16 protein-coding genes and 1 pseudogene are annotated in these 19,404 nt (G+C 72.6%); 12 read left to right on the top strand and 5 right to left on the bottom strand.

Going from position 1 to position 19,404, the window contains the following annotated elements; genetic code table 11:
- Positions 1–1,215, top strand: a 1,215-nt coding sequence (locus AB0M46_RS26770) for a leucyl aminopeptidase (protein WP_363340163.1), incomplete at its 5' end; no start/stop codon positions are given.
- Positions 1,216–1,223: 8 nt separating this feature from the next.
- On the opposite strand, the gene AB0M46_RS26765 is transcribed toward AB0M46_RS26770, so the two are convergent.
- Positions 1,224–1,529 carry a hypothetical protein gene (locus AB0M46_RS26765; protein ID WP_363340161.1) on the bottom strand — a complete coding sequence of 102 codons (306 nt, stop codon included), beginning with the start codon at positions 1,527–1,529 and terminating at the stop codon, positions 1,224–1,226.
- 227 nt (positions 1,530–1,756) lie between these two features.
- Between AB0M46_RS26765 and lpdA the strand changes: the two genes are divergently transcribed.
- The 6 genes from lpdA to AB0M46_RS26735 all read left to right on the top strand — a co-directional run bounded on the left by lpdA (position 1,757) and on the right by AB0M46_RS26735 (position 8,568).
- Positions 1,757–3,142, top strand: coding sequence for a dihydrolipoyl dehydrogenase (lpdA, locus tag AB0M46_RS26760; protein ID WP_363340159.1), 1,386 nt, complete (start codon positions 1,757–1,759; stop codon positions 3,140–3,142).
- Positions 3,143–3,194: 52 nt separating this feature from the next.
- Positions 3,195–4,955: a 2-oxoglutarate dehydrogenase, E2 component, dihydrolipoamide succinyltransferase gene (gene sucB / locus AB0M46_RS26755; RefSeq protein WP_363340157.1), complete on the top strand. Its 1,761-nt coding sequence runs from the start codon at positions 3,195–3,197 to the stop codon at positions 4,953–4,955.
- 67 nt (positions 4,956–5,022) lie between these two features.
- Complete coding sequence (locus AB0M46_RS26750; RefSeq protein ID WP_363340155.1) at positions 5,023–5,919, top strand: TIGR01777 family oxidoreductase; 897 nt, start codon at positions 5,023–5,025, stop codon at positions 5,917–5,919.
- Positions 5,920–6,147: 228 nt separating this feature from the next.
- Complete coding sequence (gene lipB, locus AB0M46_RS26745) at positions 6,148–6,783, top strand: lipoyl(octanoyl) transferase LipB (RefSeq protein ID WP_363340153.1); 636 nt, start codon at positions 6,148–6,150, stop codon at positions 6,781–6,783.
- Between the two features lie 126 nt (positions 6,784–6,909).
- Positions 6,910–7,845 carry a lipoyl synthase gene (gene lipA / locus AB0M46_RS26740; protein WP_363340151.1) on the top strand — a complete coding sequence of 312 codons (936 nt, stop codon included), beginning with the start codon at positions 6,910–6,912 and terminating at the stop codon, positions 7,843–7,845.
- A gap of 24 nt (positions 7,846–7,869) precedes the next feature.
- Complete coding sequence (locus AB0M46_RS26735) at positions 7,870–8,568, top strand: DUF4191 domain-containing protein (RefSeq protein WP_363340149.1); 699 nt, start codon at positions 7,870–7,872, stop codon at positions 8,566–8,568.
- A gap of 10 nt (positions 8,569–8,578) precedes the next feature.
- On the opposite strand, the gene AB0M46_RS26730 is transcribed toward AB0M46_RS26735, so the two are convergent.
- On the bottom strand, positions 8,579–8,929 hold the full coding sequence (locus tag AB0M46_RS26730; RefSeq protein ID WP_363340147.1) for an RDD family protein: 351 nt from the start codon (positions 8,927–8,929) through the stop codon (positions 8,579–8,581).
- A 203-nt stretch (positions 8,930–9,132) separates the two neighbouring features.
- On the opposite strand from AB0M46_RS26730, the gene glnA (AB0M46_RS26725) reads away from it, so the two are divergent.
- Positions 9,133–10,557: a type I glutamate--ammonia ligase gene (gene glnA, locus AB0M46_RS26725; RefSeq protein WP_363340165.1), complete on the top strand. Its 1,425-nt coding sequence runs from the start codon at positions 9,133–9,135 to the stop codon at positions 10,555–10,557.
- 149 nt (positions 10,558–10,706) lie between these two features.
- Here the strand turns inward: glnA (AB0M46_RS26725) and AB0M46_RS26720 are convergent, their stop codons facing one another.
- Positions 10,707–13,622: a bifunctional [glutamine synthetase] adenylyltransferase/[glutamine synthetase]-adenylyl-L-tyrosine phosphorylase gene (locus tag AB0M46_RS26720; RefSeq protein WP_363340145.1), complete on the bottom strand. Its 2,916-nt coding sequence runs from the start codon at positions 13,620–13,622 to the stop codon at positions 10,707–10,709.
- Positions 13,622–14,440, bottom strand: a complete 819-nt coding sequence (locus tag AB0M46_RS26715) for a type 1 glutamine amidotransferase (RefSeq protein WP_363340143.1) — start codon at positions 14,438–14,440, stop codon at positions 13,622–13,624. Before AB0M46_RS26715 ends, AB0M46_RS26720 begins: the two co-directional genes overlap by 1 nt.
- An 18-nt stretch (positions 14,441–14,458) precedes the next feature.
- On the opposite strand from AB0M46_RS26715, the gene AB0M46_RS26710 reads away from it, so the two are divergent.
- Positions 14,459–15,319, top strand: a complete 861-nt coding sequence (locus AB0M46_RS26710; protein ID WP_363340141.1) for an LD-carboxypeptidase — start codon at positions 14,459–14,461, stop codon at positions 15,317–15,319.
- A gap of 43 nt (positions 15,320–15,362) precedes the next feature.
- Positions 15,363–15,965, top strand: a pseudogene (locus AB0M46_RS26705) (FAD-binding oxidoreductase); the annotation flags it as partial.
- A 3-nt stretch (positions 15,966–15,968) separates the two neighbouring features.
- Here the strand turns inward: AB0M46_RS26705 and glnA (AB0M46_RS26700) are convergent.
- A complete protein-coding gene (gene glnA / locus AB0M46_RS26700; protein WP_363340139.1) occupies positions 15,969–17,321 on the bottom strand; it encodes a type I glutamate--ammonia ligase in 1,353 nt (450 codons plus the stop codon).
- Between the two features lie 154 nt (positions 17,322–17,475).
- Between glnA (AB0M46_RS26700) and AB0M46_RS26695 the strand changes: the two genes are divergently transcribed.
- Together AB0M46_RS26695 and panB are read left to right on the top strand one after the other, a co-directional pair.
- Complete coding sequence (locus AB0M46_RS26695) at positions 17,476–18,462, top strand: hypothetical protein (RefSeq protein ID WP_363340137.1); 987 nt, start codon at positions 17,476–17,478, stop codon at positions 18,460–18,462.
- 103 nt (positions 18,463–18,565) lie between these two features.
- Positions 18,566–19,399, top strand: coding sequence for a 3-methyl-2-oxobutanoate hydroxymethyltransferase (gene panB, locus AB0M46_RS26690; protein WP_363340135.1), 834 nt, complete (start codon positions 18,566–18,568; stop codon positions 19,397–19,399).
- Positions 19,400–19,404: the final 5 nt, after the last annotated feature.

The following is a 19,404-nucleotide window of genomic DNA, read 5'->3' as shown; positions in this document are numbered from 1 at the left end:
GCCGCCCGCGCCCTGGCCGGGACGGCCTCGGTGGCGCTGGTGCTGCCGCTGGGCGAGGGCGACGAGGCGCTGGCCGCCGGCGTGCGCGCGGTCGCGGAGGGCGCGCTGCTGGGCGCCTACCGCTTCGCCGGGTACAAGACCAAGCCCTCTGCGCGCCGCGACCCGGTGCGCAAGGTGCTCGTCCACGTGCCCAGCGCCGGTGGCAAGGCGGCCAAGGCGGCGCTCAAGCGCTCCGGCGTGCTCGGCGCGGTGGTGGCCCGCACCCGCGACTGGATCAACATGGCGCCGAACGAGCTGCGCCCGCCCGCGTTCGCCGAGCAGGCCGCCGCCGCGGCGCGGGAGGCCTCGCTCGACGTGACCGTGCTGGACGAGAAGGCCCTGGCCAAGCAGGGGTACGGCGGCATCCTCGCCGTCGGCCTGGGCTCGGCCGCGGCGCCGCGCCTGGTGCGCATCGCCTACGAGCCGGCCGGGGCCACCCGGCGCGTCGCCCTCGTCGGCAAGGGCATCACGTTCGACACCGGCGGCGTGTCGATCAAGCCGACGGCCGGCATGTGGGAGATGAAGTCCGACATGTCGGGTGCCGCCGCCGTGGTCGCCACCATGCTCGCGGTCGCGCAGCTCAAGCCCAAGGTGGCGGTGGTCGCCTACGCGCCGATGGCCGAGAACATGGTCTCCGGCAGCGCGTACCGGCCCGGCGACGTCGTGCGGATGTACAGCGGCGCCCAGGTCGAGGTGCTCAACACCGACGCCGAGGGCCGGATGATCCTCGGCGACGCGATCGCCCGGGCCTGCGAGGACGACCCGGACTACCTGTTCGAGGTCTCCACGCTGACCGGCGGGCAGGTGATCGCGCTGGGCAAGCGCATCGCCGGCGTGATGGGCACGCCGGAGCTGTGCGAGCGGGTGCGCGACGCGGGCGACCGGGCCGGCGAGCCCGCGTGGCCGATGCCGCTGCCCGAGGACGTGCGCAAGGGCATGGACTCCGACGTGGCGGATATCTCACAGGTCAACTCCGGCATGGACCGGGCCGGGCACATGCTGCAGGGCGGCGTGTTCCTGTCCGAGTTCGTCACCGAGGGCGTGCAGTGGGCCCACATCGACATCGCGGGCCCCAGCTACCACACCGGTGAGCCCTTCGGCTACTGGGCCAAGGGCGGGACCGGCGTGCCGGTGCGGACCCTCTACGAGCTGATCGAGGAGATCGCCGCGGAGTAGGTGCCGCGTCAGCTCTTCTTGTTCCGGGCGTTGTAGTCGCGCCAGCGCTTCGGATAGCCGACCAGCGCGATGTCGTAGATGGGCATGCTCAGGCGGTGCGCGAACTGGCGCGCCGCCTGGGGGCCCTCCATCCGCCGGCGGGTCCATTCACCGTCGTGCGCGATGAGGAGCAGTGTCGTCTCCGTCACGGTTGTGCGGGGCTCGATGAAGCCCTCGACGCCGCGCCGGGAGCGCACGAACTCCTCGAGATAGGCCAGGTCTTCGCGGCTCGCGGCACGGCCGCCGGCGGCCGGCCTGCGTCGGAACCACGCCACGTCGCGCTCCTCCCCCTCGATACGACTGAGTCAGGGTACGACGATCGGACACATCGCAGGACCCCCACTAAGGGCACCTACCGTCGCAAGCGTGCAGCGCAAGTGACAAGATGGCCAAGGATCGGAAGGTCGAACCTGTGGGGTCCGGCCGCCCGGTCATGCGAAGGGCGAACCCCGCATTCGCACCGTCACGAGCCGGCAGGCCCGTGGATCACCTGGGAGAATTCGTGAGCGACCCACACGCCAACTCCTTCGACGTCCTGATCCTGGGCGGAGGCAGCGGCGGCTACGCGGCCGCGTTCCGCGCCACCCAGCTCGGCCTGTCCGTGGCCCTGGTGGAGAAGGACAAGCTCGGCGGCACGTGCCTGCACCGCGGTTGCATCCCGACCAAGGCGCTGCTGCACGCCGGCGAGGTCGCCGACGCGGCCCGAGAGGCCGACCAGTTCGGCATCCAGGCATCGTTCAACGGCGTCGACATGAAGGCCGTCAACGCCTACAAGGACGGCGTGGTCAGCAAGCTCTACAAGGGCCTGCAGGGACTGGCCAAGGCGCGCAAGGTGACGCTCATCGAGGGCGAGGGGCGCCTGGTCGCGCCGGACGCCGTCGAGGTCGCCGGGACGCGGTACACCGCGAAGAACATCGTGCTGGCCACCGGGTCGTATTCCAAGACCCTGCCCGGCCTGGTCGTGGACGGCGAGCGGGTCATCACCAGCGAGCACGCGCTGACCCTGGACCACGTGCCCGCCTCCGCGGTCGTCCTCGGCGGCGGCGTGATCGGCTGCGAGTTCGCCAGCGCCTGGAAGTCCTTCGGCGTCGACGTCACCATCGTCGAGGCCCTCCCGCGGCTGCTCGCGGTCGAGGACGAGGCCAGCTCGAAGGCGCTGGAGCGGGCCTTCCGCAAGCGGGGCATCAAGTTCAAGGTGGGCCGGCCGTTCGAGGGCGTGCAGCGCTCCGACGGCGGCGTGACGGTCACGATCCAGGGCGGCGAGACGATCGAGGCCGAGCTGCTGCTCGTGGCCGTCGGGCGCGGGCCGACCACCGCCGGCCTCGGGTACGAGGAGCAGGGCGTGAAGATGGAGCGCGGGTTCGTCCTCACCGACGAGCGGCTGCGCACCTCGGTGCCGGGCATCTACGCGGTGGGCGACATCGTGCCCGGCGTGCAGCTGGCGCACCGGGGCTTCCAGCAGGGCATCTTCGTGGCCGAGGAGATCGCCGGGCAGCAGCCGCAGGTGTTCGACGAGTCCGGCATCCCACGGGTCACCTACTCCGAGCCGGAGGTCGCCTCGGTCGGGCTCAACGAGTCCAAGGCCCGCGAGGTGCACGGCGACGACAAGATCGAGACGTTGCAGTACGACCTCACCGGCAACGGCAAGAGCCAGATCCTCAAGACCGCGGGCTTCGTGAAGCTGGTCCGGGTCAAGGACGGGCCGGTCGTCGGCGTCCACATGGTGGGCGCGCGGGTGAGCGAACTGATCGGCGAGGCCCAACTGATCTACAACTGGGAAGCGTTCCCGGCCGACGTCGCACCGCTGGTGCACATGCACCCCACGCAGAACGAGGCTCTCGGCGAGGCGCACCTGGCGCTGGCCGGCAAGCCGCTGCACGTCCACTGAGTCAACTGGCAACCGACCGCCACCACGAGCACAGTACGAGGAGTCGTTTCACATGCCGGTATCGGTCACCATGCCCCGGTTGGGCGAGAGCGTCACCGAGGGCACCGTCACCCGCTGGTTGAAGCAGGAGGGCGAGCACGTCGAGGCCGACGAGCCGCTGCTCGAGGTCTCGACCGACAAGGTCGACACCGAGATCCCGTCCCCGGCGGCCGGCGTGCTGACGCGCATCGTCGTGCAGGAGGACGAGACCGCCGAGGTCGGCGCCGAGCTCGCCGTCATCGGCGACGGCTCGGAGGGCGGGGCCGCGCCCGCCGCGCCCGCGGCGGAGCCCGAGGCGGTGCAGCCCGCGGCCGCCCCCGCCGAAGCGGTGCGGGAGGAGCCGGTCGCCGCCGCGGCGCCCCAGGCCGAGGCCGGGGCCGCCGAGGGCACCGCGGTGAAGATGCCCGCGCTCGGCGAGAGCGTCACCGAGGGCACCGTCACCCGCTGGCTCAAGCAGGTCGGCGACAGCGTCGAGGCCGACGAGCCGCTGCTGGAGGTCTCCACCGACAAGGTCGACACCGAGATCCCGTCGCCGGTCGCCGGCACGCTGCTGGAGATCAAGGTCGCCGAGGACGAGACGGTGGAGGTCGGCGCGGAGCTCGCCGTCATCGGCGCGGCCGGCGCCAAGGCCGCCCCGAAGCCCCCGGCCGAGCCGAAGCCGGAGCCCAAGGCGGAGCCCAAGCCCGAGCCGAAGCCGGCCCCGCAGCCCGAGCCCAAGGCCGCCCCGGCCCCGCAGCCCGAGCCGCAGCCCGCGGCCGCCGCCCCGGTGCACGCCGGCCCGGCGACCAACGTCACCGTGTCGGGCAACGGCAAGGTCGAGGAGGACGCCGGGTACGTCACGCCGCTGGTGCGCAAGCTCGCCGCCGAGCACGGGGTGCGCCTGTCGTCGCTGACCGGCACCGGCGTCGGCGGCCGGATCCGCAAGCAGGACGTGCTCGACGCGGCCGCCAAGGCCAAGGAGGCCGCCGCCCAGCCGGCGCCCGCCGCCGCCCCGGCCGCCGTCTCCGCGAGCGCCACCACCCAGGCCGCCCCGAAGGCGGCGCCGAGCCCGCTGCGCGGCCAGACCCAGAAGCTGACCCGCATGCGGGCGCTCATCGCGCGCCGCATGGTCGAGTCGCTGCAGACCTCGGCCCAGCTCACCACGGTCGTCGAGGTCGACGTCACCAGGGTGGCCAAGCTGCGGGACAAGGCCAAGGCCCAGTTCCAGGCCACGCACGGGGTGAAGCTGTCCTTCCTGCCGTTCTTCGCCCTCGCGGCGGTCGAGGCGCTGCGGGTGCACCCCGCGGTCAACTCCTCGATCGACCTGGAGGCGGGCACCGTCACGTACCACGACGCCGAGCACCTCGGCATGGCCGTGGACAGCGACAAGGGCCTCATCGTCCCGGTCATCAAGAACGCCGGCGACCTCAACCTGGCCGGCCTGGCCAAGCGCATCGCCGACGTGGCCGAGCGGACCCGCAGCAACAAGCTCAGCCCGGACGACATCGCCGGCGGCACCTTCACGCTGACCAACACCGGCAGCCGGGGCGCGCTGTTCGACACGCCGATCATCAACCAGCCGCAGGTGGCCATCCTGGGCACCGGTGCCGTGGTCAAGCGGGCCGTCGTGGTGAGCGACCCGGAGCTGGGCGAGATCATCGCGCCGCGGTCGATGGTGTACCTGGCCCTGTCCTACGACCACCGCATCGTCGACGGCGCCGACGCCGCCCGCTTCCTCACCACCGTGAAGGAGCGGCTGGAGGCCGGCAACTTCGAGGCCGACCTCGGCCTCTGAGCCGTCCGAGCACCACTTACGAGGGGGCGTCCCGTGATGGGGCGCCCCCTCGGGGCAAGATGACCATATGCAGATCCTCATCGCGGGGGCGTCCGGGTTTCTCGGGCGGCACCTCGTCTCGCGTCTGCGAAACGCCGGGCACGACGTGACCCCGCTGGTGCGCCGGCCACCCCGCCCGGGTGAGGTGCGGTGGGACCCGGCCGCCGGGATGCTCGACACCACCACGGTCGCCGCCGCCGACGCGGTGATCAACCTGGCCGGGGCGGGCGTCGCCGACAAGCGCTGGACCGGGCAGTACAAGCAGGTGCTGCTCGACAGCCGCGTGGACACCACCCACACCATCGCGCGGGCCATCGCCGCCGCGCCCCGCAAGCCGCGGGTCCTGCTCAACTCCTCCGCCGTGGGCTACTACGGCGACACCGGCGAGCGCGCGGTCGACGAGTCCGCCCCCGCGGGCGAGGGCTTCCTGGCCGACCTGTGCAAGGTGTGGGAGGCGGCCACCGGCCCGGCCGAGGACGCCGGCACGCGGGTCGTGCTGCTGCGCACCGGCTTCCCGCTGGACAAGGAGGGCGGGCTGCTCAAGCCGCTCTACCTGCAGTTCAGGCTGTTCGCGGGCGGGCCGATGGGCAATGGGAGGCAGTACCTCCCGTGGATCTCGCTGCCCGACTGGCTCGACGCCGTCGGGTTCCTGCTCGAGCGCGACGTCAGCGGGCCGGTCAACGTCACCGGGCCCGAACCCGTCACCAACGCCGCGTTCTCCGCCGCGCTGGGCCGGGTCATGCACCGGCCGAGCCTGCTGCCGGTGCCCGGGTTCGCGCTGCGGGCCGCGGTCGGCGAGTTCGGCGGGGAGGCCCTCGCCAGCCAGCGGGTGCTGCCGGGGGTGCTGGTGCGCGAGGGGTTCGCGTTCGCGCACCGGACCGTCGAGGAGGCCCTGCAGCAGGCGGTGTCGCCGATCCCCCAGTAGTTCGCGCCGCTCTGGCGCAGCCCGTGGGGTGATGAGCACGTGTCGCTCAGCGTCATGCCGGATGGCGACCCGGCGGGCGGGCGCCGCATCAGCCGTGGGGAGGCCCACGACGCGGCACTCCAGGACGGCCGCCAGGCGCCGATTCCCGCCTTCCCGAGCCGGCCCCTGCGCACGGTGGGTGTGAGCTGGACGCAGGATCCCACGTATGCCTCACGGGGATAGGCTGCGATGGTGACCAGCGTGGTGGGTATGCGAATCGTCCGGGCCGGGCTCCTCGACTACGAGACGGCGCTCGCCGAGCAGCGGCGCATCCATGCCGAGGTGGCCGACGGGACGGCGCCCGACACGGTGCTGCTGCTGGAGCACCCGAGCGTGTACACGGCGGGCAAGCGCACCGAGCCCGCGGACCGGCCCTTCGACGGCACGCCGGTGATCGACGTCGACCGGGGCGGGAAGATCACCTGGCACGGGCCGGGGCAGCTGGTCGGCTACCCCATCGTGAAGCTGGCCGACCCCGTGGACGTGGTCGCCTACGTCCGGCGGATGGAGCAGATGCTCATCGACGTGTGCGCCGACTTCGGCCTGGCCACGGTCCGGGTCGAGGGCCGCAGCGGGGTATGGGTGGCCGGGGACGAGCGGGGGCCCGACCGCAAGGTGGCGGCCATCGGGATCCGGGTGGCCCGCGGGGTGACGCTGCACGGGTTCGCCCTCAACGCGGACTGTGACCTGTCGCGGTACGACATCTTCGTGCCCTGCGGCATCCGCGACGCGGGCGTGACGTCGCTGTCGAAGGAGCTCGGCCGGGACGTGACCGTCGAGGAGGTCCTGCCGGTCGCCGAGCGCCACCTCAAGACGCTGTGCTGATCCTGTCGCGGACGACCGGGATGGGCTCGGGGTCCACGTCGTCGATGCGGATCGTCCAAACGCGCGGGACGTGACGTCAATCGCGTTCCCAGTCCTCGGGCACCTCCCCGGCGTAGTCTTCGAATCGTGACCGCCGTTGTTCCCGAAGGTCGTCGTCTGCTGCGCATCGAAGCGCGTAACGCGGAGACGCCGATTGAGCGCAAACCGCCGTGGATCAAGGTCTCGGCCAAGATGGGCCCCGAATACACGCATCTGCGGGGGCTCGTCCAGCGCGAAGGCCTGCACACGGTCTGCCAGGAAGCCGGCTGTCCCAACATCTACGAGTGTTGGGAGGATCGCGAGGCGACCTTCCTCATCGGCGGCGACCAGTGCACCCGCCGCTGCGACTTCTGCCAGATCGACACCGGCAAGCCGGCCGAGTTCGACGCGGACGAGCCGCGCCGGGTGGCCGAGTCGGTGGCGACGATGGGGCTGAAGTACGCGACGGTGACCGGCGTGGCCCGCGACGACCTGCCCGACGGCGGGGCCTGGCTCTACGCCGAGACGGTGCGGCAGATCCACGCGCTGGTCGAGGGGTGCGGGGTCGAGCTGCTCATCCCGGACTTCAACGGGGAGGGCGAGCAGCTCGGCGAGGTGTTCGCGGCGCGCCCCGAGGTGCTCGCCCACAACGTGGAGACGGTGCCGCGGATCTTCAAGCGGATCCGGCCGGCGTTTCGCTACGAGCGCTCCCTCGGCGTGCTGACCTCCGCCCGCGAGGCCGGGCTGGTCACCAAGTCCAACCTGATCCTCGGCATGGGCGAGGAGCGGGCCGAGGTGTCTCAGGCGCTCAAGGACCTCTACGAGGCCGGGTGCGAGCTGGTGACGATCACGCAGTACCTCCGCCCGACGCCGCGCCACCACCCCGTCGAGCGCTGGGTGAAGCCCGAGGAGTTCGTCGAGCTGCGCGAGGAGGCCGAGGAGATCGGCTTCTCCGGCGTGCTGAGCGGGCCGCTGGTGCGCTCCTCCTACCGGGCCGGCCGGCTCTACCGCCAGGCGCTGGACAACCGGGCTCTCAACGCGTGACGTCTCCCCTCTAGACTCGCAGGTATGGCAAAGGCCCAGGAGCCGGAGAAGGTCTCCTTCTTCACTCGGCTCAAGCAGATCGGCATGGTGTTCTCGTTCACCGCGAAGCGCGACAAGGCGTTCGTCCCGCTGGTAGCGGCGGTCGTCCTCGTGCCGCTGATCGTGGTGGGCGTGCTCATCGGGCTGGGCCTGTCGTGGATCTGGGCGCCGTTGGGCGTTCTGCTCGCGCTGCTCGGCACCGTCATCGTGCTCAACCTGCGCTCGCAGAAGGCCATGATGAAGGAGGCCGAGGGGCAGCCCGGGGCCGCGGCGTCGATCATCGAGAACATGCGCGGCGACTGGCGGGTCAGCCCGGCGATCGCGTCCACGACGCAGTTCGACATGGTCCACCTGGTCATCGGCCGCCCCGGCGTGATCCTGATCGGCGAGGGCAATACGAGCCGGGTCAAGGGGCTCATGAGCCAGGAGCGGCGGCGGCTGGTCAAGGTGATCGGCAACGCCGAGCTGCGCGACTACATCATCGGCAACGAAGAGGGCCAGATCCCGCTGGCCAAGCTGCGCAACGTGCTCGTCCGGCTGCCCCGCACGATCACGGCCAAGGACGTCAACTCCCTCGACAAGCGGCTCACGGCGCTCTCCGCCCGGCCGCAGATGCCGCGGGGTGCCCTGCCCAAGAACATGAAGCCCCCGAAGGGCCAGTTCAAGGCGATGCGCGGGCGCTGACCCAGGACGCTCAGGCGGCCTGCACAACCGAGCCCGAGGCCCGGTCGTGCAGGCCGCGCTGGTTTGCGTCCATGATCAGGGCGGGGATCAGCGGGAGCATGACGATGGCGCGCAGGAGGGCCCGCGGCACGCCGATCGGGCCGCCGGTGGTGACCGACACACACCGGATGCGCAACAGCCGCATGCCCAGCGTCTGACCGAAGAAGCCCAGGAACAGCCCGTACACGACGACGAAGATCCCCGGCGCGAGCCACGGCTCCTCGGTCGGCTGGGCGAACGCGCCCGCGATGAGGACGCAGCAGATCCAGTCGATGAGCAGGGCGCCGAAGCGGCGGGCGAGCGAGGCTGGCGTGGGTTCCACGACGGGTCAGACTATCGAACGGCCACCGCGGGCCGTTCGGCCGAGTCCGGCCGGCCCGACGGCCCGTCCAACGGCCGCGAAACATAGCGGAAACAGTCGGGACATGCCGGGGCAATCGCACGGTTCTACGGTCGCGACCAACCAGACACCTTCACACTGAAGTGATCACCAGCCTGGCCATCGCCTGCGACCTGGAGGACGAGTTGTTCGCCAATTCTGAAGAGCTGTTGCGTTACGTGAAGAATGAGGGCGTCCGCTTCGTCGACGTTCGCTTCTGCGACCTCCCGGGCGTGATGCAGCACTTCAACTTGCCGGCCGAGGCCTTCGACGAGAAGGTCTTCAGCGAGGGCCTGGCCTTCGACGGCTCCTCGATCCGCGGCTTCCAGGCGATCCACGAGTCGGACATGCTGCTCCTGCCGGACGCGACGTCGGCCTTCATCGACCCGTTCCGGGTGGAGAAGACCCTGGCGCTGAACTTCTTCATCCACGACCCGTTCACCCGCGAGGCCTACTCGCGTGACCCGCGCAACGTGACGAAGAAGGCCGAGGCGTACCTCAAGTCGAGCGGGATCGCCGACACGGCGTACTTCGCCCCCGAGGCGGAGTTCTACATCTTCGACTCGATCCGCCACGAGACGTCGGCGAACCAGGCGTTCTACTACATCGACTCCATCGAGGGCTGGTGGAACTCCGGCAAGGAAGAGCCGGGCGGCAACCGCGGCTACAAGACCGCCTACAAGGGCGGCTACTTCCCGGTCCCGCCGGTCGACCACTACGCCGACCTGCGTGACCAGATCGTGGTGCGGCTCATCGACGCCGGCTTCGAGGTCGAGCGCTCGCACCACGAGGTCGGCACCGCCGGCCAGGCCGAGATCAACTACAAGTTCTCGACCCTGCTGCACGCGGGCGACCAGCTCCAGCTGTTCAAGTACATCGTGAAGAACACCGCGTGGGCCGCCGGCAAGACGGCGACGTTCATGCCGAAGCCGCTCTTCGGCGACAACGGCTCGGGCATGCACACCCACCAGTCGCTGTGGCTGGGCGGCGAGCCGCTGTTCTACGACGAGGCCGGCTACGGCGGCCTGTCGGACACGGCCCGCTGGTACATCGGCGGCCTGCTGCACCACGCGCCGTCGCTGCTCGCCTTCACCAACCCGACCGTGAACTCCTACCGGCGCCTGGTGCCCGGCTACGAGGCCCCGGTCAACCTGGTGTACTCGCAGCGCAACCGCTCGGCCTGCACCCGCATCCCGGTGACGGGCACGAACGCCAAGGCCAAGCGCGTCGAGTTCCGCGTGCCGGACCCGTCGGCCAACGTCTACCTGGCCTTCGCCGCCATGCTGATGGCCGGCCTGGACGGCATCAAGAACAAGATCGAGCCGCCGGCGCCGATCGACAAGGACCTCTACGACCTTCCGCCGGAGGAGGTCGCGAACGTCAAGCAGGTCCCCGGCTCGCTCGACGAGGTGCTCGACAACCTGGAGAGCGACCACGGCTTCCTGCTCGAGGGCAACGTGTTCACGCAGGACCTGGTGGACACCTGGATCTCGTACAAGCGCGCCAACGAGGTCGACCCGGTCCGCCTGCGGCCGACCCCGCACGAGTTCGCCATGTACTACGACGTGTGATCTCTGCCTGAGTCAGGCGGCCCGCTCCGGTCAAGCCGGGGCGGGCCGTTCTGCTGTGCGGCTCCTGTCGGTGCGTCACACCGCCACCACGACGCGGGCGGGCGTCTCAGGCGCCGTCCGAAGGCGCGGCGCGGACGGCGGCGAGCTTCTCAGGCCCCGTCGAAGACGCGCTCGACCGCGGCGCGGGCGCGGCGGGCGATGCGCAGGTACTCGTCCAGAAACTCCTGCGGCTCGGCCCCCTCGCCCAGCACCGACGCGGCGGCGGCCAGGTCCGGGCCCTGCCGCGGCAGCTGGTCGGTGGGGCGGCCACGGACCAGGGTCAGCAGGTTGCGCACCCGCGAGGCCTGCCGCCAGCCGGCCTCCAGCGCGGCCGCGTCGGCCGGGTCGAGCAGGCCGGCGGCGAGGGCCGCCGCGAGCGCCTGCAGCGTCCTCGGGGTGCGCAGGGCGGGCACCTCGTGGCCGTGGCGCAGCTGTAGCAGCTGGACGGTCCACTCCACGTCGGCGAGGCCGCCCCGGCCCAGCTTGGTGTGGGTGGCCGGGTCGGCGCCGCGCGGGAGCCGCTCGCTGTCCACTCGGGCCTTCAGCCGGCGGATCTCGTGGATCTGCTCGCGGGTGAGGCCGCCCCGCGGGTAGCGCGTGGCGTCGGCCAGGGCCAGGAACCGCTCCCCCAGCCCCGGCGAGCCGGCCACCACCCGGGCCCGCAGCAGCGCCTGGGCCTCCCAGACGCTGGACCAGCGGGCGTAGTACTGCCGATAGGCCCCCAGGCTGCGCACCAGCGGCCCCTGCCGGCCCTCCGGGCGCAGGTCGGCGTCGACGCCCAGCGGCGGGTCGGGGGCCGGGCGGGACAGCAGCCGGCGCAGCTCCTCGGCGATGGTGAGGGCGACCCCGCTGGCGGCGTCGTCGGCCATCCCGGGCGGGGTCTCGTAGACGAAGAGCACGTCGGCGTCGGACGGGTAGCTGATCTCCGCCCCGCCGAGGCGGCCCATGCCGACGATCGCGAACTCCAGCGCCGGCGACGGGCCCGCGGTGACGCCGAGCGTGGCGCGCAGGGTGGCGTCGATCACGGCGGAGAGGGCGTCGCCGACCTCGGTGACGTCGAGCAGGCCGAGCAGGTCCGCGCAGGCGATGCGGAAGAGCTCGCGGCGGCGCAGGGCGCGCACCGCGTTGATCGCCGCCTCCGGGTCGTCGTGGCGGGCCGCGGCGGCCGCGAAGCCCTCGGTCAGCACCTCGGCGCTTCGCGGGACCAGCTCCGCGTCCTCCGCCAGCAGCCGCAGCGCCTCGGGGTCGTGGACGAGCAGCTCGGTGACGTACCGCGACAGGGCGAGCAGCCGGGCCAGGCGCAGCGCGACCGGGCCCTCGTCGCGCAGGAGCCGCAGGTACCACGGGGTGTTGCCGACCTTCTCCGACACCTGCCGGTAGGCCAGCAGCCCCCGGTCCGGCTCCGGGGCGTCGGCGAACTCGCTGAGCAGGACCGGCAGCAGCTGGCGCTGGATCGCGGCGGTGCGCGACACGCCGCCGGTGAGCGCCTGGATGTGCCGCAGCGCGCCCGCCGGGTCGGCGAAGCCGAGCACGTCGAGGCGGGCCCGGGCGGCGTCCGGGGTGAGCCGCAGCTGCTCGGTGGGCACCCGGGCCACGGCCTCCAGCAGCGGCCGGTAGAAGAGCTTGGCGTGCAGGCGACGCACCTCGCCGGCGTGGCGGACCCAGTCGGCCCGGAACGACTCGACGGCGTCCCGGGCGGCGTTGGGGCGGTACCCGAGGGCGTGGGCGAGCCAGCGCAGGCCGGCCGGGTCGTCGGGCACGGTGTGGGTGCGGCGCAGGCGCTGCAGCTGCAGCCGGTGCTCGACCACGCGCAGGAATCGGTAGGCGCGCAGCAGGGCCTCGCCGTCGGCCAGGCCGACGTGGCCGCCCTCGATGAGCGCCCGCAGGCCGGCCAGCGTCGACGGGGTGCGCAGCGACTCGTCGGCCCGGCCGTGCACGAGCTGGAGCAGCTGCACCGCGAACTCGATGTCGCGCAGGCCGCCCGGGCCGCGCTTGATCTCGCGGTCGACCTCGGCCCGCGGGATGGCCTCGATGATGCGCCGGCGCATGCCGCGCACCTCGTCGACGGCCTCCGGGCGCTCGGCGGCGGACCAGATGAGCGGACCGAGCTCGGCCAGCCACTGCTCGCCCAGCCCGAGGTCGCCGGCGGCCGGGCGGGCCTTCAGCAGGGCCTGGAACTCCCAGGTCTTGGCCCATTTCTTGTAGTACGCCAGGTGCGAGGCGACGGTGCGCACCAGCGCGCCGCGGCTGCCCTCCGGGCGCAGGGCGGCGTCGACCGGCCAGGCCACGAAGCCGCAGATCTCCATCATGCGGGCGGCCAGGGCGCTGCCGGCCCGCATGGCGGTCTCGGTGTCGGCCTCCCCGACCGGCTCGGCGACGAAGACGACGTCCACGTCGCTGACGTAGTTGAGCTCCCGGCCCCCGCACTTGCCCATCGCGACCACGGCGAGGCGGCAGGCGCCGGAGCCCTGCTCGGCGACGGCGATGTCCAGGGCCGCCTGCAGGGTCGCGTCGGCCAGCTCGGTCAGCCGGCCCATGGTGACCTCGACGTCGGCCGCCGCGGTCAGGTCGGCGGCCACGATGCGCAGCAGCTCCCTGCGGTACCCGCTGCGCAGCAACGGGACCGTGGAGACGTCCCGGGTCGAGTAGCCCGCCGGGCGCTTGTTCTGCTCGCCGAGCAGCTCGTGCCACTCGTCGGGGTTGGCGACGAGCAGGTCGCCGAGGGTGGCCGAGACGCCGAGGACGCCGATGAGGCGGCGGCGCAGCGCCCGGTCGGTCCGCACCGCCGCCAGCACCTCCTCCCCCGCCGCCTCGGCCAGCCGGTGCAGCTGGAAGAGGGCGAGGTCGGGGTCGGCGGCGAAGAACAGCGTGTCGAGCACGGCCGCGGCGTCGTCGTCGGCCGGGCGGCGGTGCACCGGGTCCCACAGCCGCAGCCCGCCGGGGCCGGCGATCGCCTCGGTCCGCTCGTTGTCGGTGAACCCGAAGCGGGCGAGGTGCCCGGGGCCGATCTTCGCGATCGGGTCCATCAGCGCGGCCCGATCAGCGGCAGCGAGCGCAGGCCGCCCCCGCCGGCGTGCGGCGCGCGGCCCAGGGCCACGGCCGCGAACCGCTCGGTGAAGGGCTTCCAGACGTCGAGCACGTCGGGCAGCGCGGCGTCGACCCGCTCCAGCATCTCCACCGGGTCGATGCCGAGGTCGCCGAGGGTGCCGACGTCGTCCATCGCCCACTGCGCGAACATCTCGAGGTCGCACTCGATGTGGAACTGCAGGCCCCAGGCGGCGCTACCGATGCGGAAGGCCTGGACCGGATAGTGCGTCGAGGCGGCCAGCAGGGTCGCGTTCATGGGCAGCTCGACGATCTCGTCGGTGTGCCACTGCAGCACGTCGGGCGCGAAGGGCACCGCGGCGAAGATGGGGTCCTCGTCGGCGACGTCGCGCCGGGCGACCAGCCGGACCCCGATCTCCGGGCCGGAGGCGCTGCGCTCGACGGTGCCGCCGTGCGCGTGGGCCAGCAGTTGCGCGCCGAGGCAGATGGCGAGGGTGGGCACCTTGTGCCGGACCGCCTTGCGCAGCAGCCCGTCGAGCTCGTCGAACCACGGGGAGTCGCGCTCGCCCCGCTCGTCCGGGAAGGCGTCCTGCTCGCCGCCGAGGACCACCAGGGCGGCGTAACCGTCCAGGTCGGCCGGCAGCGGGTCGCCGGCGTGCGGGCGGACGAGCTCCAGCCGCAGGCCGCCGCCGGTGAGCCAGTCGCCGAGGCGGGCCAGGCCGTCGGAAGGGTCGTTCTCCACCACGAGCGCTGTGTTTCCCCTTGGGGCGGCCCCCGCGGTGCTGCCTTCGATCGTCACGCCCCGACAATAACGACCGTGCGACCTCTGGAACCCGGCGACGTCGTCCGGCTCGTGTCCCCTTCCGGCCCGGCGGCGGCGGACCGCGTCGCCCGGGGCGTGCAACTGCTGGAGGGATGGGGGCTGCGGGTCGAGCCGGCGCCGCACGCCCTGGACCGCCGGGGCTATTTCGGCGGTACCGATGATGCCCGCCTCGACGACCTCAACGCCGCGCTCGCCGATCCCCGGGTCAGCGCGGTGGTCTGCACCCGCGGCGGCTACGGCGTCCAGCGGATCGTGGACCGGGTGCGGTGGGGCGCCCCGAAGCCGATCGTCGGCTTCTCCGACATCACCGCGCTGCAGCTGGCGGCCTGGCGGCACGGGCGGTGGACCTCGATCCACGGCCCGGGCGCGGCGTGGCTGGACGCCCGCACGCCGTCGTCCTCGGCCGCGTCCCTGCGGCGCGCGCTGATGACGGCCGACCCGCTGCACGTGCATGGGCTCGCGACAAGCGGCACCGCCCGCGGCGTGCTGCTCGGCGGGAACCTCGCCATGCTGGTGAGCACGCTCGCCACCCCGGACATGCCCGACCTCTCCGGGGCGATCCTGCTGCTCGAGGACGTGGGCGAGGCGACGTACCGGGTCGACCGGATGCTCACCCAGCTGCTGCGTTCGGGGGTCCTCGCCGGGGTGCGCGGGATCGCGCTCGGGCAGTTCACCGACTGCGGCGACGGCGTGGACGACTTGCTGACCGAGCGGCTGGGCGGGCTGGGCGTGCCGATCCTCGCCGGCCTGCCGATCGGGCACGGCGAGGGGCAGGAGACGGTCGTGCTCGGGGCGCCGGCGCTGCTGGACGCCTCGGCCGGGGTGCTTGTCAGCCGCGTCTCAACCGTCGCCTGACGGATGACCGGCGACGCGTTCCGGGGCAGGATGGGGCGATGACTGGCCGGGGCACCTTGCCGGGCAGCACATCGACGTGCGGCTGACGGCCGCGGACGGGTACACCGCGCAGCGCAGCTACTCCCTGGCGTCGGCGACCGGGGTCGAGATCACCGTGCAGCGGGTGGCGGATGGCGAGGTTTCGCCGTACCTGACCGATGTTTTCGACGTATCGCAGCTCATCGAGGTCCGCGGGCCGATCGGCGGCTGGTTCGTGTGGCGGCCGGCCGACCCCGCGCCGGTGACGCTGGTGGCGGGCGGTTCGGGCGTGGTGCCACTCATGGCGATGATCCGGGCGAGAGCCGCGGCCGGGGTCAGGACGCCCTTCAGGCTGATCTACTCGGTCCGCACGCCCGAGGACGTCATCTACGCCGACGAGCTGCGCCGGAGGGCGCGCGACGACGGCGGGCTCGACGTGCAGTACATCTACACCCGCGTGCGCGGCAGCCGGATCGGCGTCGCCGACGTCAACACGCACGCGTGGCCGAAGGACTTCGAGCCCAGCGTGTACGTCTGCGGGCCGACCGGCTTCGTGGAGACCGTCGCGGACATCATGGTGGCGCTCGGCCACGACGCCAGGGGCATCAGGACCGAGCGCTACGGATGAGCGTCACATCATGCCGAGGTAACGCTCCCGCTCGAACGGGGTCACCACCCGGCGGTACTCCTCCCACTCCGTCCGCTTGTTCTTGAGGAAGAAGTCGAAGACGTGCTCGCCGAGGACCTCGGCGACCAGCTCGGAGCCGGCCATGACGTCCAGCGCCTCGGAGAGGTTCTCCGGCAGCGACTCGTAGCCGGCCGCCCGCCGCTCGCCGTCGGTCAGCGCCCACACGTCGTCCTCGGCGCCGGGCGGCAGCTCGTAGCCCTGCTCGATGCCGCGCAGGCCGGCGCCGAGCATGACCGCGTAGGCCAGGTACGGGTTGCAGGCCGAGTCGAGCGAGCGGACCTCGACCCGGGCCGAGTTGGGCTTGCCGTAGGCGGGGACGCGGACCAGCGCGGAGCGGTTGCGGTGACCCCAGCAGACGTAGGCCGGGGACTCGGTGATCCGGTTGGGCAGCGTCTGCGGGAAGAGCCGCTTGTAGGAGTTCACCCACTGGTTGGTGATGGCCGTGTACTCCCGGGCGTGCACCAGCAGGCCGGCGATGAACGCCTGGCCGACCTTGGACAGCTTCATCGGGTCGCTGGCGTCGTGGAACGCGTTGCGCTCGCCCTCGAACAGCGACAGGTGGGTGTGCATGCCGCTGCCCGGCTGCTCGGTGAACGGCTTCGGCATGAAGGTCGCGTGCACGCCGTGCGACAGCGCGACCTCCTTGATGACGTGCCGGAAGGTCATGATGTTGTCGGCCGTGGTCAGCGCGTCGGCGTAGCGCAGGTCGATCTCCTGCTGCCCGGGCGCGACCTCGTGGTGGCTGAACTCGACCGAGATGCCGATCCGCTCCAGGGCGAGCACCGCCTGGCGGCGGAAGTCGCGGGCGACGGCGTGGGTGGTGTGGTCGAAGTACCCGCCGGTGTCGACCGGGACCGGCGGCGCGCCGTCCGCGCCGAGGCTCTCCAGCAGGAAGAACTCGATCTCCGGGTGGGTGTAGAAGGTGAAGCCCTTCTCGGCCGCCCGCGACAGGGCCCGGCGCAGCACGTGGCGCGGGTCGGCCCAGGACGGCGAGCCGTCGGGCAGGTTGATGTCGCAGAACATGCGGGCGCTCTCGCCGGACATGCCGCCCTCGAACGGGAACACCTGGAACGTCGTCGGGTCGGGCATGGCGACCATGTCGGACTCGTAGACGCGGGCGAAGCCCTCGATGGCGGAGCCGTCGAAGCCGATGCCCTCCTCGAAGGCCGCCTCGAGCTCGGCCGGCGCGACCGACACGCTCTTGAGCGTGCCGAGCACGTCCGTGAACCACAGCCGGACGAAGCGAATGTCCCGCTCCTCGAGCGTCCGGAGTACGAACTCCTGCTGACGATCCACGGTTTTGCCCCCACGAGCTGCGGTTGTATACGGCCAATTCGAGCCAGTCTCGCCCGAAGGTGTTACACACAAGTTACCGGACTCGGAGAACCCGGCCAGCGCGGGAGTGAACGTCCGGCAGGCGCCTCAGCGGCACCTACGCCACACTTGAAGCATGCCTCGGTTGCGACTCGCCCTGGCCCAGACCGGGCCCTCGCCCGACGTGGAGACCTGGGCCGCCCGGGCCGCCGCCCAGGGCGCCGAGCTACTCGTCTTTCCCCGGCTCGACCTGGCGATCGACGCGGTCGCCGAACGCCTGGCGGGCCGCGAACCGGCCGTGCTGGTCGGGGACCGGGCGGGGTCGCTCGCCCTGCTGCGCCGCGGCGGCAGGGTGCCGTGCGACGTGGATGGAAGTTTCGCGGCCGTGGCGGACGGGCTGCTCGTGCACGTGGGCGCGGAGCCCTTCGAGGTGCGCGCCGACGACGCCCGCCTCGACCGGCTCTCCCGGGCGGCCGCGGAGTCCGGCGCCGTCGTGGCCGGGGTGAACCTGGTGGGCGGCCGCGACGGGCTGGTCTTCGACGGTGACTCCCTGGTGGTACGGCCCGACGGCGCCCTGATCGCCCGGGCGCCCCAGTTCGTGGAGCGCCTGCTGGTCCTCGACCTGCCCGGCTCCGGGGAGATCGCGCCCCGGCTGTCCGACGAGGCGGCCGCCTGGCAGGCGCTGGAGGTGGGCCTGCGGGACCGGGCCCGGGCCCACGGCAGCGTGGTGCTCCCCCTGACCGGCCGGCTGGACTCGGCCGTGGCCGCCGTCGTGGCCTGCGACGCGCTCGGGCCGGCGAACGTGGTCGGGGTCGCGGCCAGGGCCGGCGACGGGCGGGAGCTGGCGCTGCGCACCGGGCTGGACTTCCGGGTCGAGCGGATCCAGCCGATGCTCGACTCGTTCCTGGCCAACCTGACGCTCGGCGGGGCCGCGCTCGAGCGCCTCCCCGACCGGGTGCGCGGGGTGGTCATGGCGTCGCTGGCCGATCAGGAGGGGCGCCTGAGCGGGCACGACCCGCTCGGCGGCGTGCCGTCCGCCCTGGTGGCCCGCCTGGCCCGCTGGCGCAACGAGGAGGCCGGGCGCCGAGGGGAAGAGGCGCCGATTCCGCCGTACCTCATGTGAAAACCGCATCCGGGTGGCTCCTTTCGCCGCCACCGGTGCGACCATCGGGGAATAGCCCGGGGACCCCGAATGGGGCCTCGAGGAGCCAATGAGGAGGACGCTGATGTCCGAGATCCCGTCCCTGTACGGTGGCGCCGTCAATCGCCGGGTACGCACCAGGGACCTCATCTCCGCCAAGGAGCGCGGCGAGCGCTGGCCGATGCTCACCTCGTACGACCAGTACACCGCCGCGATCTTCGACGAGGCCGGCATCCCCGTCCTGCTGGTGGGCGACTCGGCGGCGAACAACGTGTACGGGTACGAGTCCACCGTCTCCGTCCGCGAGGAGGAGCTCCTGCCCCTCGTGCGCGGCGTGGTCCGCTCCACGAAGCGCGCGCTGGTGGTGGGCGACCTGCCCTTCGGCTCGTACGAGGAGGGCCCCGCCCAGGCGCTGCGCACCGCCGTGCGGTTCATGAAGGATGGCGGCTGTCACGCCGTGAAGCTGGAGGGCGGCCGCCGCGTGGCGCCCCAGATCTCGGCGCTGACCAGCGCGGGCATCCCGGTCATGGCCCACATCGGCTTCACGCCGCAGAGCGAGCACGCGATCGGCGGCTACCGGGTGCAGGGCCGCGGCGACGCCGCCGAGGACGTGGTGGAGGACGCGCACGCGGTGGCCGAGGCGGGCGCGTTCGCGGTGGTCCTGGAGATGGTCCCGGGCGAGGTCGCCAAGCGGATCACGCACGAGCTGCACATCCCGACGATCGGCATCGGGGCGGGCGCGGACACCGACGCGCAGGTGCTGGTGTGGCAGGACATGGCGGGGCTGCGCACGGGGCGGACGCCGCGCTTCGTGAAGCGCTACGCGGATCTCGCCGGGGTGCTGGGCGAGGCCACCCGGGCGTATGCGGAGGAGGTGCGCTCGGGCGTCTTCCCGGCGCAGGAGCACACCTTCGACTGACGCGT

This window comes from Dactylosporangium sp. NPDC051485 (genome assembly GCF_040682015.1).
In the GTDB taxonomy this organism is placed as follows: Bacteria; Actinomycetota; Actinomycetes; order Mycobacteriales; family Micromonosporaceae; genus Dactylosporangium.
This window is presented reverse-complemented; position numbering and strand designations above follow the sequence as displayed.

Coding starts and splice junctions, on each gene's coding strand:
- panB (WP_363340135.1), top strand. CDS start 18,566: ATGTCCGAGATCCCGTCCCTGTACGGTGGCGCCGTCAATCGCCGGGTA.
- AB0M46_RS26750 (WP_363340155.1), top strand. CDS start 5,023: ATGCAGATCCTCATCGCGGGGGCGTCCGGGTTTCTCGGGCGGCACCTC.
- AB0M46_RS26735 (WP_363340149.1), top strand. CDS start 7,870: ATGGCAAAGGCCCAGGAGCCGGAGAAGGTCTCCTTCTTCACTCGGCTC.
- lipB (WP_363340153.1), top strand. CDS start 6,148: ATGGTGACCAGCGTGGTGGGTATGCGAATCGTCCGGGCCGGGCTCCTC.
- AB0M46_RS26720 (WP_363340145.1), bottom strand. CDS start 13,622: ATGGACCCGATCGCGAAGATCGGCCCCGGGCACCTCGCCCGCTTCGGG.
- sucB (WP_363340157.1), top strand. CDS start 3,195: ATGCCGGTATCGGTCACCATGCCCCGGTTGGGCGAGAGCGTCACCGAG.
- AB0M46_RS26695 (WP_363340137.1), top strand. CDS start 17,476: ATGCCTCGGTTGCGACTCGCCCTGGCCCAGACCGGGCCCTCGCCCGAC.